Origin of the sequence: Alcaligenes parafaecalis (assembly GCF_026344135.1) — a bacterium.
Classification (GTDB): Bacteria; Pseudomonadota; Gammaproteobacteria; order Burkholderiales; family Burkholderiaceae_B; genus Alcaligenes; species Alcaligenes parafaecalis.
In genome coordinates, this window is the sequence record NZ_JAPKNA010000003.1 from 267,377 (window position 1) to 284,067 (window position 16,691).

Here is a 16,691-nt window from a genome sequence, read left to right on the forward strand (position 1 = left end):
GATTTAGGTCGAACTTGATGTCTTGTGGTGTCTATAGGTGGAAGTTGAGTAACTATTTTTTACAATAATTTGAAATGGTGGAGCCCTGGTTTCAAGGTCTTGTTCTGCCCGGAGAAATAGAAAAGCCCGGCTCAAGGCCGGGCTTTTTTGCTGCTTCCAGGACTGCTGCTTGATAGACAGCCTGATGATAGAACAGGTCAGGTGCCGCGCTGTATAGCAGCCAGTATTGTTTCTGTGAAAGCCACGGCTCTTGATTTCAAGCGTATGGATTCGAGTGCTTAGTTATCCATCAACGGGCATCCGAAGCGGTAGGAAGGGCTTCATTTCCCAGCTTTGCTGGTTTCCGTTGTGGCAGCTTCCCGTTCAAAATGAAGTACGCCAACAGACCAATCACCAGCCCCCAGAATGCCCCGCCAATCCCGAACAGGGTGATATTCGCGGCCGAGGCCAGAAAGGTAATCAGCGCCGCTTCACGCGATTTGGGTTCGGCCATTGCGCCAGCCAAACTGCCGCCAATCGTACCCAGCAGAGCCAAACCAGCCAGAGTGGTGATGAATGTTGCGGGGAAGGCCATGAATACGGCGGCCAAGGTCAATCCAAAGATACCGACCAGAATATAAAAAATACCTGCAGCAATCCCGGCGATCCAGCGTTTGGAGGGATCCTGATGTGCTTCCGGTCCTGTACAGATGGCGGCGGTAATGGCGGCGACGTTCATGGCATGAGAACCAAAGGGCGCCATGATCAGTGAGCCCAGGCCAGTCACCCACACAATCGGGTTGGCACTGGTGCGAAAACCATCGTTACGCAGAACCAGCATGCCGGGCATATATTGGCCAGTCAGAGTGATCAGAAACAAGGGCAAGGCCACGCTCAGCAAGGCATTCAGCGTGAAGACCGGCATGGTGAATACAGGGGCTGCCAGCTCCAGCTTCAGGCCGCTCAGGTCGACACGATGCTCCAGCAGGAGAAAGGCCAGACCCAGGATCAGAATCCCCACCACGGCATAGCGTGCAGAAAAGCGTTTGATGATCAGGTAGGCCAGAATCAGCAAACCAGCCAGTTTCGGGTCCAGCGTCATGCTGCCAAAGGCCCCAATCCCGAATTGCAGCAGAATCCCGGCCAGCAAGCCTGCAGCAATCCCGTTGGGAATCAGACGAATCAGGCGCTCGAAGTAGGATGACAGGCCCAGCACGACAAAGGCCGCCGCTGATATCAGATAGGCTCCGATGGCCTCTTCGTATGGCGTACTAGCCAGGGCGGTCACCAGGAAAGCGGCCGCAGGGGTAGACCATGCCGTGATGATAGGTTCACGCGAAACCCAGCTTAAAAGCAGGCCGGTCACACCGACACCAATCGAAATCGACCAGACCCAAGATGCGGTCAGTTCCGGGCTGAGCCCGGCGACTTTGGCGGCCTGGAAAACCAGAATAAAGGTGCCGCCGTAATTAACGATGACCGAGATCAGACCAGCCACGATAGGCGGGATCAGATCACTGATTAAATAGGATGAGGACGATCGAGAGGTAGACATAGTGCTCAGCGCTTTCCAAAAGGAGAGATGACAAACGAGCACTATTTATAGCGATTAAATGGACTGGCCTGATAGGACGCTTTCAGGGTGTAGGGCAGACCACTTTTGAATTCGGCAGGTGCCTGACTACAGGGAGTGGGGTGGGTTACGTGATTTTTGAGTGTGGCCCGAGCTGGATTGAAGCGGGGCTGCAAAGCCACCAATGGTGGCTTTATGACGAGTTGCTCGTCTTGTGAATCGCATTTTTCATGATAGTACTTTTTTCTGCTGTATGGCGTGAATAATGTTGCCACAGCCACAGCCACAGCCACAGCCACAGCCACAGCTACTGCCCCAGCCGCAGTCAGCGGATGTATCAGGCTTTCGATTCCTGAGGTGTCAGAAATAAAAAAGCGGGGCAGCCTGCAAGCTGCCCCGCTTTTTTTCTGATCTCGCCAGAGCTAGTGGCTTAGTGCTCAGTTTTCCTTGAACTGCAGCCAGCCGTCATCCAGCCAGGCATTCAGCATTTCCAGGTCGTCCTCATCCAGTTTTGCAAATGCGTCGCCAGGAGTGGGGAGCTCGCGTTGATCAGCCAACAATTTCAGTGCCGGGCTGGCCGGGCAGGGGGCCACTTCACCGTTGATGTACAGCTCATCGCCGCGATACATCATGCGTGAGCAGCGGTCCAGCACCAGACGACCTTCGGGCAGATCAGGGTCATGTAAATCAACCGGATCTTCCGCGATGTCGAACCAGCTATTGCTGGGCAATTCGGTCAGCCAGACACCCAAAAAACGAGAGGCCAGTGCCTCATCAAAACGAATGGCGTTCAAGGCATCCAGCGACTTCTGAATCAGATTTTCTGGCAGGGCGGCGGGTGTGCTGCTGGCCAGAGCATCCGGGTCGGTGTAGCGGTTTTGCAGGGACGCAGGCATGTCGATGGGTGGGTCTGCATACAGGCCAAAGCCTTCACTACTGGCAGCAGCCAATTGATCCGACGCGGCATCCATCAAGCCACGCGCCAGCGTTGCCTGGGTGGGTGAGCGAAAGCCGATGGAAATCGTCATGCAGTCGCCAATCGCAATGCCGTCATGCGCGACATGGGGGGGCAGATACAGCATGTCGCCGGGTTCCAGGGTGAACTCTTCTTCTACCTGGAAATTGCGCAAAATCTTCAAGGGAAGGTCAGGCACCAGGCTCAGGTCTTTTTGCTGGCTGATGCGCCAGTGACGCTTGCCGTGGGCTTGCAGCAGGAATACATCGTAGCTGTCGAAATGCGGGCCTACACCACCGCCGTCAGAAGCGATGCTGATCATGGCATCGTCCAGACGGGCATCGCCAATGAAGCGGAATTGACGCATCAGGGCAGCGGTATTGTCGTCGTGCAGATCCACACTTTGTGCCAGAGCGGTCCAGTTGGGCTGCGAGGCGGGCGGCAGCTCGTCAAAAGGCCCGGTTTCCATTTCCCAGTCTTCGCCGTCATGAATGATCAGGCGCGACTCGACCTCTTCACGCGTTACCAGCTCGCGGATATTATCTATGCTCAGCGAGTGCTTGAAATTAGGGATGGCGCCGCGTATCAATAAAGGTTTGCGTTGCCAGTAGGTTTGCATGAACTCATGCGCGCTGATGCCGCCCAAAAGGGTCAATGGCTGGTCGATATTCATGGACTGCCCGAACAAGAATTAAATTAGCCCGTAGCTTAACTGATCCGGCCTGCCCCGGTGTATGGCTAGCCTGCGTATCAGGCGTATCCAGCGCAAAGAATCCAGAGAAATATTCACGAAATAGAGTGATTGATTCACGGTGGACAGGCTGAGAATGATTGATTGTCTATCTGCTTATCAACGGCCCTCGGCAAACTGCATAAAAAAGGGAGCCTCTTGGGCTCCCTTCCGGACTGTTTAACCAGCCGCCTTCATATCCTTTTTCCAGCGATACAGCAGGTCCAGTGCATCCCGTGCGCTTAGCTCATCCACATCTAGCTGCCTGAACTGATCCAGCAGTTCCAATGCTTGATCGGTCGTAGGATCAGGCTCTGCAACCGAGGTTTCAGGCGCACTGCCCGCATTGAACAAGTCCAGTTGTGCACTAGGATCATTCTGCGCTTCCAGGCGGCTCAGTTCACGGCTGGCCTGACGAATGACCGCAGAGGGAATACCGGCACGTTGTGCCACCTGAATCCCGTAACTGCGGCTGGCCGGGCCTTCCTGAACTTCATGCAGGAACACAATGCCTGAAGCCGATTCAGCCGCGGCCAAATGCACGTTGGCGGCTGCAGGCAACTCGTTGGGCAAACGGGTGATCTCGAAGTAGTGCGTTGCAAACAGGGTCAGTGCCTGATTGTGGCTGAGCAGGCGATGTGCAATAGACCAGGCCAGGGCCAGGCCATCATAGGTGGAGGTGCCCCGGCCGATTTCATCCATCAGCACCAGGCTGTAAGGGGTGGCACCTGCCAGAATGGCAGCGGCTTCGGTCATTTCCATCATGAAGGTGGAACGGCCACCGGCCAGATCGTCGGCAGCCCCGATACGGGTGAAGATACGGTCAATCTGCCCAATGCGGGCGCTGCTTGCCGGTACAAAACTGCCGATGCGGGCCAGCAAGGCAATCAGGGCCACCTGACGCATATAGGTGGACTTACCACCCATGTTCGGGCCGGTAATCAGCAACATGCGGCGCTGGGTATGCATTTCGCAATGGTTGGGTGTGAAGCGTTCGATGCTGTGTTCCACCACAGGGTGGCGACCGGCTTCAATCCAGATGCCTGCCTGTTCTGTCAGTTCCGGGGCGATCCAGTTGTTGTCCAGGGCATGCAGGGCCAGGGAGGACAGGGTATCCAGTTCGGCCAGCGCACTGGAGCACAGGGCCAAGGGGCCCGCATAGCTTTGCAGCTTGTCCAGCAGTTCGTCGAACAGGAACTTCTCGCGGCTCAAGCTGCGGTCCTTGGCGGACAGCACCTTGTCTTCCCACTCTTTCAGTTCGGGCGTGATGAAGCGCTCGGCATTTTTCAAGGTCTGGCGGCGACGGTAATCATCGGGCACCTTATCGGCCTGACCGCGGCTGACTTCAATAAAGAAGCCATGCACACGGTTGTATTCGACACGCAGGGTAGCAATGCCGGTGCGCTCGCGTTCGCGGGCTTCGATCTTGACCAAGACATCGCCGCTGTCGCTGGCCAGGCTGCGCAACTCGTCCAGATCGGCGTCGTAGCCGTCGGCAATGACACCACCGTCACGGATCAGCAAAGCGGGTTCGGGGGCGATGGCAGTGTGCAGCAAGGTGGCCAGCTCAGGGTCCAGGGCCAGATTCAATAAATGGGCATACAGGTGTTCAGACTGCCCAAAGTTCTGCTCCAACTCCTGACGCAATTCGGGCAGGGTAGCCAAGGCATCACGCAAGCTGGCCAGTTCCCGAGGACGGACACTACGCAGCGAAATACGTGTTGCAATACGTTCCAGATCGGGGAAGCGGCGCAAGGCCTGACGCAGCACGCCTAAGGGGTCGCCCGCATTCAAACTGGCTGTTTGCTGAGTCTGAAAGAACAGTGACACGATATCCTGGCGTTGCTGAACGGCTTGGTTCAAGCGCAGCGGATGGTGTAGCCAGCGGCGCAGCAAACGGCTGCCCATCGGGGTCTGGCAATGATCCAGGGTGGAGAACAGCGTTGGGCTGGTTTCACCGCTAATGGTTTCCGTGATTTCCAGATTCTTGCGGGTGACGGCATCCAGCACCAGAAAGTCCGAGCTGTGCTGAACGCGAATGGCCGTGATGTGAACCAGCGACTGGGATTGTGTGCTGCCTACATAGCGCAGCAAGGCACCGGCGGCCGCGGTGGCGGCGGGCAAGTCGTCCAGGCCAAAGCTGGCCAGGGAGTCCAGATCGAAATGGTCCAGCAAGGTTTCGCGCGAACCGTCCTGGGCGAAGTGCCAGTCTGGCAAGGTATGGCAGCTTGCTTGCGGCAATTCAGGGGCCGGGCGCAGGGATTCGGGGTAGACCAGTTCTACCGGCCCGATGCGGTTCAATTCCGTGTCCAGCATGTCTGGCTCGCACTGGCTGACCAGAAATTCGCCACTGGCCAGATTCATCCAGGCCAGCCCTATCATTTCCTGGCGCTGAACTTTAATCAGGGTGCAAGCAGCGATCAGACGGTCTGCCTTGGGAGGCAGCAAGGCGTCGTCAGTCAGCGTACCGGGAGTGACCACGCGCATGATCTTGCGCTCGACCGGGCCTTTGCTGGTGGCGGGATCACCGATTTGCTCGCAGATAGCGACGGATTCGCCCAAGGCCACTAGACGCGCTAGATAGCCTTCCATAGCATGAAAAGGTACACCTGCCATAGGGATGGGCTCGCCATTGGAAGAACCGCGCTTGGTCAGCGTCAGGTTCAGCAGGCGCGCACCGCGCTCGGCGTCGGCGTAGAACATTTCATAGAAGTCTCCCATCCGATAGAACAGCAGATGCGAGCCAGCTTCAGCCTTGAGCTGAAGGTATTGACGCATCATGGGCGTGTGGGCGGACAGATCGGCAGCAGAAGTCATGGCGCAGTACAAGTCAGGGAATTCAACAACAAGGCCGCCCAAGAGGCGGCTGAGTCGATATTGTAGCGAGGGCAGTCAAGTGCTGGGGCCTAGCTGTGACAGTTTTCTCTAGCGTCGATATTTCCTGGCAGTCTTTATACGTTGACCTTGTAGCAACTAGTCGTCAGTTATTTGCGTCTTAAGTAATAAGGTAGTTAACCAATCAGGCGGCTGATTTATCCAATAGAAAAATAAAGAAGAAAATGTTACAAGCTGATTTATGGAACCTATTGCTGCCTCTGATCTGAAAACTATTTTGCATTCCAAACGTGCAAATATTTATTATTTGGAGCATTGCCGCGTATTGCTTAATGGTGGACGGGTCGAGTACGTAACCGACGCAGGAAAAAAGGCTTTGTATTGGAATATTCCCATTGCTAATACCACCTGCATTTTGTTAGGAACCGGCACTTCTTTGACTCAGGCAGCTATGCGGGAGCTGGCTAAGGCAGGAGTGCTTGTAGGGTTTTGCGGTGGAGGAGGGACTCCTTTATTTGCAGGTACTCCCATGGATGTAGAGGTGGCATGGCTTAATCCTCAAAGCGAATATCGACCGACCGAGTACCTGCAGGCTTGGGTGCGGTTTTGGTTCAAAGAGGATTTACGCTTGCAGGCTGCCTTGAAATTGCAGAGCTTGCGATTGAAATTCTTGCGCTCTCAGTGGGGGCGTAGGGAGATGCAGGAGATAGGCTTTCAGCCGCCTTTGTCCGAGCTCGATGCTTTATTGGAGAAAAGTGAATCCTCGTTGCTTTATGCTCCCGATGTCACACATGTTTTGACTGAGGAGGCACGGCTTAGTAAAGCGCTGTTTCGTATAGCTGCAAACGCGGTGCAATATGGCGAGTTTTCCCGAGTCAAAAAAGGGCAGGGTTTGGACCCTGCCAATCGTTTTTTGGATCATGGTAATTATCTGGCTTATGGCCTAGGTGCCACTGCGTGTTGGGTGCTGGGCTTACCTCATGGTTTGGCAGTATTGCATGGCAAAACGCGTCGAGGTGGCCTGGTATTTGATGCGGCTGATTTGGTTAAGGATGCCATTATCCTGCCGCAAGCGTTTTTATCTGCGATGCGTGGCGATCAGGAGCAGGAGTTTCGGCGACAGTGCATTGAGGCGCTGACACGCAGTGAATCGCTAGACTTTATGATTGAGAGCCTGAAAGATATTGCGATGAGTGTTTCAGCCGCTGTTGTAGATTCGTAGGGCGGCAGGCATGAATATTTTGCTGGTGTCGCAATGTACAAAACAAGCCTTGGCACAAACACGCCGTATTCTGGATCAGTTTGCAGAGCGTAGAGGGGAGCGTACCTGGCAAACGGCAATTACTCAGGCTGGTTTAGAAACCTTACGCAAACTGTTGCGGCAAACGGCAAGAAAGAATACAGCCGTTGCGTGCCACTGGATACGCGCCAAGGATCACACCGAATTATTGTGGGTTGTGGGCAATCGTAGCCAATTTAATGAGTATGGTGCGGTGCCTACGCATTCCACGGCCCGGGATGTGTTGCGGCAAGCTGATGAGAACAACTGGCATAATCTGTCGCTTATCAATTTGCTGTCTGGATTGGCGGCCTTGCTGCACGATTTGGGTAAGTCTTGCCAGTCGTTTCAGGATCGCTTAAGACCTGGTTCTTTACCGGAAAAGAATCGTTATCGACATGAGTGGGTGTCGGTGCGTCTGTTTCAGGCATTTGTGGGTAAGGATGACGATCAAGCTTGGCTGACTCGTTTGATACAGGCTGGGCAAAAACAGGCTGATGCTCAGGAATTTGAGCAAATATGGCTGGGTGACTCAGACCATGTTTTGTTTAAAGATGGCCTAGATAAAAATGCAAAACAACATCGACCTTTTACGCAAGATGGTTCCGGCTTGCCCCCTTTGGCACAAGCTATTGCCTGGCTGGTCTTAACGCATCACCGTTTACCTGCTTGCCCCGACGATTTGAATCCGGATCCAGAGCGTAGTCATTGGCATGGGAAAAAGCCTTATAGCGGCAGTGCGCTGCGAATAGAGAGTTTGCTGGATAGGGTGGATGCTGATTGGAATGAGCCTTGGCCTGAAAGTGCGGATACCCAAGCCGTTGAGCGCTGCCAGCCTTATTGGCATTTCCCTTACGGCTTGCCTGTGCGCACTTTGCAGTGGAGGCAGCGGGCAGCTCGTTTTGCGAAGGCCTTGCGGCAGCATGTTTTGAATGGGCAAGACATGCTGTATGACCCCTATGTAATGCACCTATCGCGCTTGTCTTTGATGCTGGCGGATCATTATTACTCTGGTCTGAAAAAAGAGGAGCATCGACTTCAGGGTGAGAAAAGCTTTCCCCTATACGCCAATACAGATCGAGCGACTGGTCAACTATTACAGCCCCTAGACGAGCACTTGTTGGGGGTGGAGCATCAGGCAGGAAAGCTGGTGTATAGCTTGCCGTCTTTAAAAGGGCAATTGCCCCATTTGATTGCTCATCGAAAATTGAAACAACGTAGCGCTGATGCTCGGTTTCGCTGGCAGGATAAGGCCGCAGACTTGGCGGTGGCGATACGGCAAGACTCCAAGGATCGTGGCGCTTTTATTGTCAACATGGCTTCGACGGGTTGCGGTAAAACCTTGGCCAATGCTCGCATTATGAATGCCCTGGCTGATCCGGCTTTGGGACTACGTTGTGCATTTGCAATTGGTTTGCGTACGTTAACTCTGCAGACCGGGCGCAGCTTTCAGACAGATTTAGGTTTGGATGAGGATGCCTTGGCTATTCAAGTGGGGGGCTCCAGCCAGAAAGCCTTGTTTGAATATTACGAACAACTGGCAGAGCGTAGCGGTTCTGCATCTCGGCAAAGTCTGATTGATGAAAGTAGCCATGTCATTTATGAAAGCAATACCGATCATCCGGCCTTAAAGCAGTTGGCGCACGAACCTGGGGCCCAAAAATTATTAATTGCGCCTTTGTTGGTATGCACCATAGATCATTTGACTCCGGCAACAGAGAGCTTACGTGGTGGGCGACAGATTGCGCCTATGTTGCGTTTATTGACGGGAGATCTGGTCCTGGATGAGCCGGATGATTTTGATTTGGCTGATCTGCCCGCATTAACGCGTTTGGTGCATTGGGCTGGTTTGTTAGGGGCTCGCGTTCTTTTGTCCTCCGCGACCCTGCCTCCGGCTTTGGTTCAAGGGCTTTATTTAGCTTATGCGGCGGGACGTCATTGGTTTGAGCGAAATAGGGGGCAGAATCCCGTGATGTCTGGGCCTATTCCGTGTCTGTGGATAGACGAATTTCATCAGTCGTATGCACCGTGTTGGCAGGGTCAAGAATTTGCAGATCAACATCAGATGTTTGTACAGAAGCGGGTGCAAGAGCTAAATCGCCAAGCCGTAAGGCGCCAGGCCGAGTTATTGGCTTTGCCTAAAAATATGGCCAGTCTCTCCAAACAAGAGCGGCGTACGCAGTTTGCGGAGGTGGCACGGCGCGGGATGTTTAAGCTGCATAAAGCACATCATTGCCAAGATCCCAAAAGTGGCAAGCGAATTAGCTTTGGTCTGGTGCGTATGGCGAACATCAACCCTTTGTTCGATGTGGCGGTGGCTTTGCATCAAATCGGGATGCCTAGTGGTGTCCAATTGCACTTGTGTGTGTATCACTCTCAGTATCCACAAGCAATGCGTTCAGCGATCGAGCATATGCTGGATCAGGTTTTGAATAGACGGCAAGCAGAGGCTGTTTTTGATCATCCCGTTGTTCGACATGCACTGGATCATTCCAGCGCTCAGGATCATTTATTTGTTGTGTTGGGTTCGCCGGTTACAGAAGTAGGTCGAGATCACGATTATGACTGGGCTTTGGTTGAACCGTCGTCCATGCGATCCATTATTCAGCTAGCGGGGCGGGTTCTCCGGCATCGACGTGATCTACACGCTGGTGAACCCAATATTTTGCTGTGCAACGCTAATTTATTGCACTTCGACGCAGGCAAGGGCAAGCCCGCGTTTTGTCGACCTGGGTTTGAGGCGGACGGCTCGTATCTCTTGGAAAGTCATGTATTGGAAGATGTGCTCAAGCCTTTGTTGGATGAGAAGCATCAGTTTCCTGTGGATGCCCGCCCGCGAATATTGCCGCGTGTTCTGCCGCAACGAGAGCCTCGCAAAAGCCTGATCGATCTGGAGCACACACGGCTGGAGAAGTGGATGTTGCCTAGTGATGCGAATAACGCAGCGCCTACTGCGGCATCTTTATTGAATGCTTCCAGTTTTTGGGCTGATCCCAAAGCGCATTTGTTGGGCTTTGTACAGCAAATGCAACCCTTCAGGGAACAAACCATTCAACAAGTGGAGCTTGTCTTTTTACCGGACGGGGATGGAGTGCTGTCACTGCATAAAGTGAAGGACCAGGAGTGGCGTGGTGGAAAGCTGTATGTATCCGTCAATGAAAGCCTGAGACACGCCGTGTTTTTGCCAGAGGATAAAGGCACTTGTAGATGGCGGATGGAGGGTTTGGATGAAATGATGCACAGGCAAGCTGAGGAGATGGGGTTGTCCTTAGAGGCGTTTGCCTACAAGTTTGGACTGGCGTCTGTGGGAGCTAGTGAAAGTGGGTGGTTTTGGGATGAAGCCTTAGGTTTTCGGAGGGTTTAAAAAAACCGATGCCTATTTCAAGGCATCGGGGTGTAATTGTTGAGCTTGCTTACAAAACTACCTATGCGGCAGCGAAGGTTTGCTAAGCGAGTCAAAACATAGTTTTCTAAGCTGCTTTTCCAGCAGTTGCGGTTTTGAGTGAAAAAGTATACAGTGCTTCCATATGTGTTTTTTAAATTGCTATGCAAGTCAAAATATAGTGGTTTATTTTTTTAAAAACCACCTGCTGTAACAGGTGATGCAACATGGCTGCCGGCCATTTTGACCTACCTAAGGGTAGAAAGGAGGAGAGATGATTGACCCTCATCCGATCAGAAGAAGTTAGGGCGTTGCTGCCCTTAAAAACGCTACTTCCCTAGGCGATACTTTTTGTGTTGCATAGGGATTTTACGTTAAGCGCGGTGTTCTTCCAAGGCACCTCGCTTGCCTTTCACGATAGTTTTTCGTAGAGGTACGTTTTGACTGGTTTTACGAAGAATGTGGAAAAACTGAAAAGCTTGATCCATGACTTTATCCAGGCCCGTTTAGAGGCCAAGTTAGAAAAAATGGCCGAGGGTGACCCGAAGCGCCCTGATTTGATCGCTCAGTATCAAGTCGAGACCTGGTTGGCGGATGCGGCTCGGCGGGTTAAGCAGATTCAGGCTGTAACGCATGCGCTAAAACCCATTCACCCTGATGCGCGTGGCACTAATCTGTATGTGGATCCGACGGCATTATCTGCATTAGCTCAGCTTGGAAGCCACGTGTTAGATGAAAACTTTGCCAGTGATGTGGTCGGTAATGCCGCGGCGCTTGATGTTTACAAGTTTCTCCGCTTGGCGTTGGATGGGATCAGTATTTTGGATCGCTTGCAGGCTGATGATCCAGCGGTGCTGGCGGCTTTAGGCTCAGATGTTGAACAGGCTCGTGAGTGGCGTGATGCCTTTTTAGGCTTGCGTCAGGACAATGGGCAATCCATATCCAGCCACGCCTTGGCTAAGCAACTGTATTGGTTGGTGGGTGAAGATTGTCAGGATGACGCCCAATATCATTTGCTTGCTCCTTTGTTTCCTACTTCGTTGGTGCATGCTGTTCATGCTGTGCTTCAAAAGGACCGGTTTGGCGAGCAGATGAAGCAAGCTCGACAGGCACAGCGCGACAAAGTGATGCATGAACATGCGGTGCGTTGGTATCCGGATTTGGCCGTGCGCAAGTTGGGAGGCACTAAGCCGCAGAATATTTCTCAGTTAAATAGCGAGCGGGGCGGAGTTAATTATTTGTTGAGCTCTTTGCCTCCTAGCTGGACCTCCCGATCCTCTCCTAGCCCCTGGGGGGTCGAGTCTATTTTTGACTCCTTATTGATACAGCGTCGGGAAGTGCGCCAACAAGTAGGTGGTTTGCGACGGTTTTTGCAAAGTCAGCCTAAGTCTATTAAAGAAACCCGGGACCGCGTTGACGATTATCTAGCTCGTTTGATTGATGAGCTGGTGTCGTTTGCTGCTGAGTTACGTATGGTTTGGCCTGCTGGTTGGACTGCGGATAGTCGTTGTCAGCTTGCTCGTGAAGAGCAGCTTTGGTTGGATATTGAACGAGTTCGTCAGGAAGAGGTTTTTAGTACGGAGGCAGATCAGGAGTTTCGAGCCGAATGGTACTGGATGGACTGGCCTGATCAAATTGGCGAGCGTTTTGCTCGTTGGATTAATGGGCGTTTGGATGCTTATTTACCTGTAGGCGATGTTGAGTATCGTCACTGGAAGAAAGAGCTGTTAATTGACCAGACTTATTGGGTAGATCAATTGCAGACCTTACAGCGAAAAGTGTTCTTATCAAAAACGGATATGGGGGAGGAGGCATGAGTTCAAGTATTGAGGCCTTGCTACTGATCCCCCGCTTGCGTGTTCAAAACGCCAATGCGATCTCCAGCCCCTTAACCCATGGCTTCCCAGCCATGAGCGCTTTTCTGGGTTTGATGTGGGCATTGAATCGTAAGCTGGAAAAAGCAGGTGTCCCTATCGTGTTGGAAAAGGTGGGTGTTGTATGCCACTCGCATCAGGAGCAGGTGGATACGGGTTTTGTCAGCACCTTTAACCTGACTCGTAATCCAGTCGACAAGAAAGGCGACACAGTCGCGATTGTCGAAGAGGGGCGTATGCACATGGAGCTCAGCCTTATTTTTCAGGCAAGAGGGCGAGCTGACAGCGCTCAGCCCCTGAGCTTGGCCAGTCAAGAGCAAGCTCAACTTCAGGACTGGGCGAAACAGGTCGATGAGTGTTTGGCGACCATGCGTGTGGCTGGTGGTAGTGTGCTGGGGCACCAGGGCGTGGAGCGAAGTCCATCCATGATTCTTTGGCCCTCAGATGAGTGGGAGCAGAAAGATGTGTTTCGGATGTTGCGGCGCCGTTGTTTGCCCGGTTTTGCCTTGGTGAGTCGGGAAGACTTGTTGCAGTCGCACTGGGCGACACTAAAAGACGAAGTACCGGAAACGAGCCTGCTGGATGCTTGGCTAGATCTATCACGGTTCAATTACCGTAGCCAGGAAATGGAGGATGGGTCGGTCAAGTGGCAGCACGATCGTACTGGTTGGATTGTGCCTATTCCCGTTGGTTATCGTGCACTAGGCCCGTTGCATGAGTCGGGGGCTGTTCAGAATGCCCGTGACACGTCCACGCCTTTCCGATTTGTAGAAAGTGTTTATTCGATTGGACAGTGGCTCGGCCCTCATCATTTAAATCACCCTGATGATTTGCTCTGGTACGCCCAACATCAAGAGTCTGTGGGAAGTTATCTTTGCTGCAATACGTATCAGGCTCCGCAGTTGGAACCTGAGTCAAGTCTGTCTGTTCTGGATGACTCGGCCTTTGATTGGGCCTCGTAAGTCTTGCAAGCAGTTTTGTGTGAATTCCAGCTTGGGCTGGCAGTTTGTAAATAAGGCGATAAGTGTCTTGGAAGGCCATAAAAGTGAATGTGTTTTTCGCGTTCTTTTTGGCCTCCATTCAATCTGATTACGAATTATTCTGGAGTAGTTTTTATGTCTTTGAAGACCGCATCCGTATTAGCATTCGAGCGCAAAATAGACCCGTCTGATGCTTTGTTTTATGCAGGAAATTGGCAAGATCAGAGTCAGCAGGTGACTTGGCAAACGCTTGCTATAAGCCAGAAGTCCGTCCGCGGTACGATCTCCAACCGACTTAAAACAAAAGATCAAGATCCAGCCAAGCTGGATGCGGCTATTGAAAAGCCTAATTTGCAAACGGTAGATGTCGCTGCTTTACCACCAGACAGCGATACTTTGCAGGTCAGTTTTACTTTACGTATTTTGTCTGGCGCGGGATTGCCGTCAGCCTGTAATAACGTTGAGTATCAGGCCAAGCTTCAACAGGTGGTGCAGGGTTATATACAGAGCAATGGCTTTGAGGAGCTGGCACGTCGTTATGCTCATAATTTGGCTAATGGCCGGTTTTTGTGGCGCAATCGAATTGGGGCTGAGCAGGTCCAAGTCGTCATCGATTTACTGGAGCAGGGCCAGGCCAGTCAAAGCTGGTTGTTTGATGCGCTGCAGTTGAGCCTGCGTCAGTTTGATACAAAGGGACAACCCCCAGAGCTGGAGGCGTTGACGCAAGTGATTGCCCAAGGTTTGGCTGGGGTACGCCACGTTTTGCTGCGTATTCGTGCTTATGCGCGTATGGGAGAAGGGCAGGAGGTTTTCCCTTCTCAGGAGCTGATTTTGGAACGAGGTAAAGGCGATAAAAGCCGGACGCTTTATCAAGTCAATAATGTGGCGGCGATGCATTCACAAAAAATTGGCAATGCGATTCGTACCATCGATGATTGGTATCCCGGTTCGCAGGAGTTGGGGCCTATTGCGGTGGAGCCGTATGGCTCGGTGACGACTCAGGGTAAGGCGTATCGTCAGCCTAAAGAGAATCTGGACTTCTATACACTGCTGGATAACTGGGTGCTGAAAGACAAAGTTCCAGCTTTGGACCATCAACACTTTGTCATTGCCGTATTGATTCGTGGAGGTGTCTTTGGCGATGCCGGGAATTAGTCCGATGAGTACGCACTACATCGAAATTCGCATTTTGCCTGATCCAGAGTTCAGTGCGGCTCATTTGATGGGCGCCTTATATGCCAAGCTGCATCGCGCTTTAGTACAAATGAGAACTCAGGGCTTGGGAGTCAGCTTCCCGGATTATTCCTTAAAGCCGCGTGGGTTAGGGCAGGTGATGCGGATTCATGGAGGCTTGCCAGAGTTGCAGCGTTTGGAGCAAACCCAGTGGTTAAGTGGCATGCGTGATCATATAAAGCTGAAGGAAGTGTGCCCTGTGCCGGAAGGAGTGAAATACCGAACCGTTTATCGTCGTCAATTTAAAACGAATGTTGATCGTTTGCGACGTAGGCGTATGAAGCGGCATGGTGAAACAGCGGAGCAAGCTGCGGCAGCTATTCCAGATCGTGTTCAACAACAGCCAGATTTGCCTTTTATACAGTTGCGTAGCCAAAGCACTGCACAACCATTTTGTCTTTTCCTGGAAATAGGACCGGAGCATGGAGTTCCTGCGGCTGGGAGGTTTAATGCTTATGGGCTAAGTTCGGAGGCGAGCGTCCCATGGTTTTGACCCTAATTTTCATTGAAAATAATTATCTTTAAAAATCAATAGTTTGGGGTTTTGTCTAAAAAAAGGGTTTTGGAGGTGCAAAAGCTGGAGAGCGCTGAGGATTCAGCACTTTCGGCGTTTTGACTCTAGTTTGCTGCCGCATAGGCAGCTTAGAAAATATTGCGCGTTCGCTCTTTTGGTGGTGCGTAGTTTGCTGCCGCATAGGCAGCTTAGAAAAGAGTGGGCGATCATGCAGTATGAGGCTGATAGTTTGCTGCCGCATAGGCAGCTTAGAAATGGGCGGCAACGGGGGCGGCGTAGAGTGGCTGGTTTGCTGCCGCATAGGCAGCTTAGAAAACCACCACAGATTCAACTACTGCGATGCGCTGGTTTGCTGCCGCATAGGCAGCTTAGAAATTCGCTGGTACGGCATTGTCGAAGGCCGGGACGTTTGCTGCCGCATAGGCAGCTTAGAAAAATACACAGAAAGCGGACATGCCGATCTCCTGGTTTGCTGCCGCATAGGCAGCTTAGAAATCAATCGCCCGGTTCTGCTGACCAATGTTCTGGTTTGCTGCCGCATAGGCAGCTTAGAAAATCCCGTGTCGCCGTTTGATCTTTACTGCTACGTTTGCTGCCGCATAGGCAGCTTAGAAATGGATGACCTGATCAAGCATACACCGACAATTGTTTGCTGCCGCATAGGCAGCTTAGAAAATGTCAGGAGTAATCACCGTTGGGATGATGCAGTTTGCTGCCGCATAGGCAGCTTAGAAAATGAACAAGCCAAAGATCACCGGCGATGCAGTGTTTGCTGCCGCATAGGCAGCTTAGAAAATTGACAGCACCAGCAGCAAGCGTCTTGTACCGTTTGCTGCCGCATAGGCAGCTTAGAAAGTTGATCAGTGGAACAACTTGCGAGACCGGCAGTTTGCTGCCGCATAGGCAGCTTAGAAAGACTGGGACGGTCTGAGCAATACCAATACCCTGTTTTCTGCCGCATAGGCAGCTTAGAAATCTATGGCCCCAAAGATGCCAAGAGTCTGGCCGTTTGCTGCCGCATAGGCAGCTTAGAAATCATCAAGCACACGCCTACAATCCAAGGCCAAGTTTGCTGCCGCATAGGCAGCTTAGAAAAGGATCTCGCCAGTATCCTCGTCCATCGAATCGTTTGCTGCCGCATAGGCAGCTTAGAAATTCACTTTGTCGCCAATATTCATGTCATTAACGTTTGCTGCCGCATAGGCAGCTTAGAAAATCTCGACCACCTAGCATCCTTGCATATTGGCGTTTGCTGCCGCATAGGCAGCTTAGAAATAGACCTGGGCGCAAAAGCCGCAGCCGAACAAGTTTGCTGCCGCATAGGCAGCTTAGAAATCTTAGGGGGGTTGTTCAAAGT

General features: G+C 52.3%; 9 protein-coding genes and 1 CRISPR repeat array (1 of these 10 cut by a window edge). Of the genes, 6 read left to right on the forward strand and 3 right to left on the reverse strand.

All coding sequences use genetic code 11. The features are described from left to right. Window positions 1-289: 289 nt before the first annotated feature. The 3 genes from OSH09_RS11785 to mutS all read right to left on the reverse strand — a co-directional run bounded on the left by OSH09_RS11785 (window position 290) and on the right by mutS (window position 6,054). Window positions 290-1,534: a benzoate/H(+) symporter BenE family transporter gene (locus tag OSH09_RS11785; protein ID WP_222667541.1), complete on the reverse strand. Its 1,245-nt coding sequence runs from the start codon at window positions 1,532-1,534 to the stop codon at window positions 290-292. A 455-nt stretch (window positions 1,535-1,989) separates the two neighbouring features. Further along, window positions 1,990-3,180 (reverse strand): JmjC domain-containing protein, encoded by a 1,191-nt coding sequence (locus tag OSH09_RS11790; RefSeq protein WP_266121067.1) that lies wholly within the window; start codon window positions 3,178-3,180, stop codon window positions 1,990-1,992. Window positions 3,181-3,417: 237 nt separating this feature from the next. Next, window positions 3,418-6,054, reverse strand: coding sequence for a DNA mismatch repair protein MutS (gene mutS, locus OSH09_RS11795; RefSeq protein WP_266121068.1), 2,637 nt, complete (start codon window positions 6,052-6,054; stop codon window positions 3,418-3,420). A 259-nt stretch (window positions 6,055-6,313) separates the two neighbouring features. Between mutS and cas1f the strand changes: the two genes are divergently transcribed. The 6 genes from cas1f to cas6f all read left to right on the forward strand — a co-directional run bounded on the left by cas1f (window position 6,314) and on the right by cas6f (window position 15,313). Next, window positions 6,314-7,294, forward strand: a complete 981-nt coding sequence (gene cas1f, locus OSH09_RS11800; protein ID WP_266121069.1) for a type I-F CRISPR-associated endonuclease Cas1f — start codon at window positions 6,314-6,316, stop codon at window positions 7,292-7,294. A gap of 10 nt (window positions 7,295-7,304) precedes the next feature. Beyond that, window positions 7,305-10,715 carry a type I-F CRISPR-associated helicase Cas3f gene (cas3f, locus tag OSH09_RS11805; protein ID WP_266121070.1) on the forward strand — a complete coding sequence of 1,137 codons (3,411 nt, stop codon included), beginning with the start codon at window positions 7,305-7,307 and terminating at the stop codon, window positions 10,713-10,715. Between the two features lie 479 nt (window positions 10,716-11,194). Beyond that, window positions 11,195-12,550, forward strand: coding sequence for a type I-F CRISPR-associated protein Csy1 (csy1, locus tag OSH09_RS11810; protein ID WP_266121071.1), 1,356 nt, complete (start codon window positions 11,195-11,197; stop codon window positions 12,548-12,550). Beyond that, window positions 12,547-13,569, forward strand: a complete 1,023-nt coding sequence (gene csy2 / locus OSH09_RS11815) for a type I-F CRISPR-associated protein Csy2 (protein WP_266121072.1) — start codon at window positions 12,547-12,549, stop codon at window positions 13,567-13,569. The genes csy1 and csy2 overlap by 4 nt, the downstream gene beginning before the upstream one ends. A 153-nt stretch (window positions 13,570-13,722) precedes the next feature. Beyond that, entirely contained in the window at window positions 13,723-14,742 is a 1,020-nt protein-coding gene (csy3, locus tag OSH09_RS11820) for a type I-F CRISPR-associated protein Csy3 (protein ID WP_266121073.1), read from the forward strand. A gap of 4 nt (window positions 14,743-14,746) precedes the next feature. Then, a complete protein-coding gene (cas6f, locus tag OSH09_RS11825; RefSeq protein ID WP_266121074.1) occupies window positions 14,747-15,313 on the forward strand; it encodes a type I-F CRISPR-associated endoribonuclease Cas6/Csy4 in 567 nt (188 codons plus the stop codon). A 128-nt stretch (window positions 15,314-15,441) separates the two neighbouring features. After that, window positions 15,442-16,691: direct repeats of the CRISPR family, unit length 28 nt; unit sequence GTTTGCTGCCGCATAGGCAGCTTAGAAA; it runs 1,959 nt beyond the window's last position.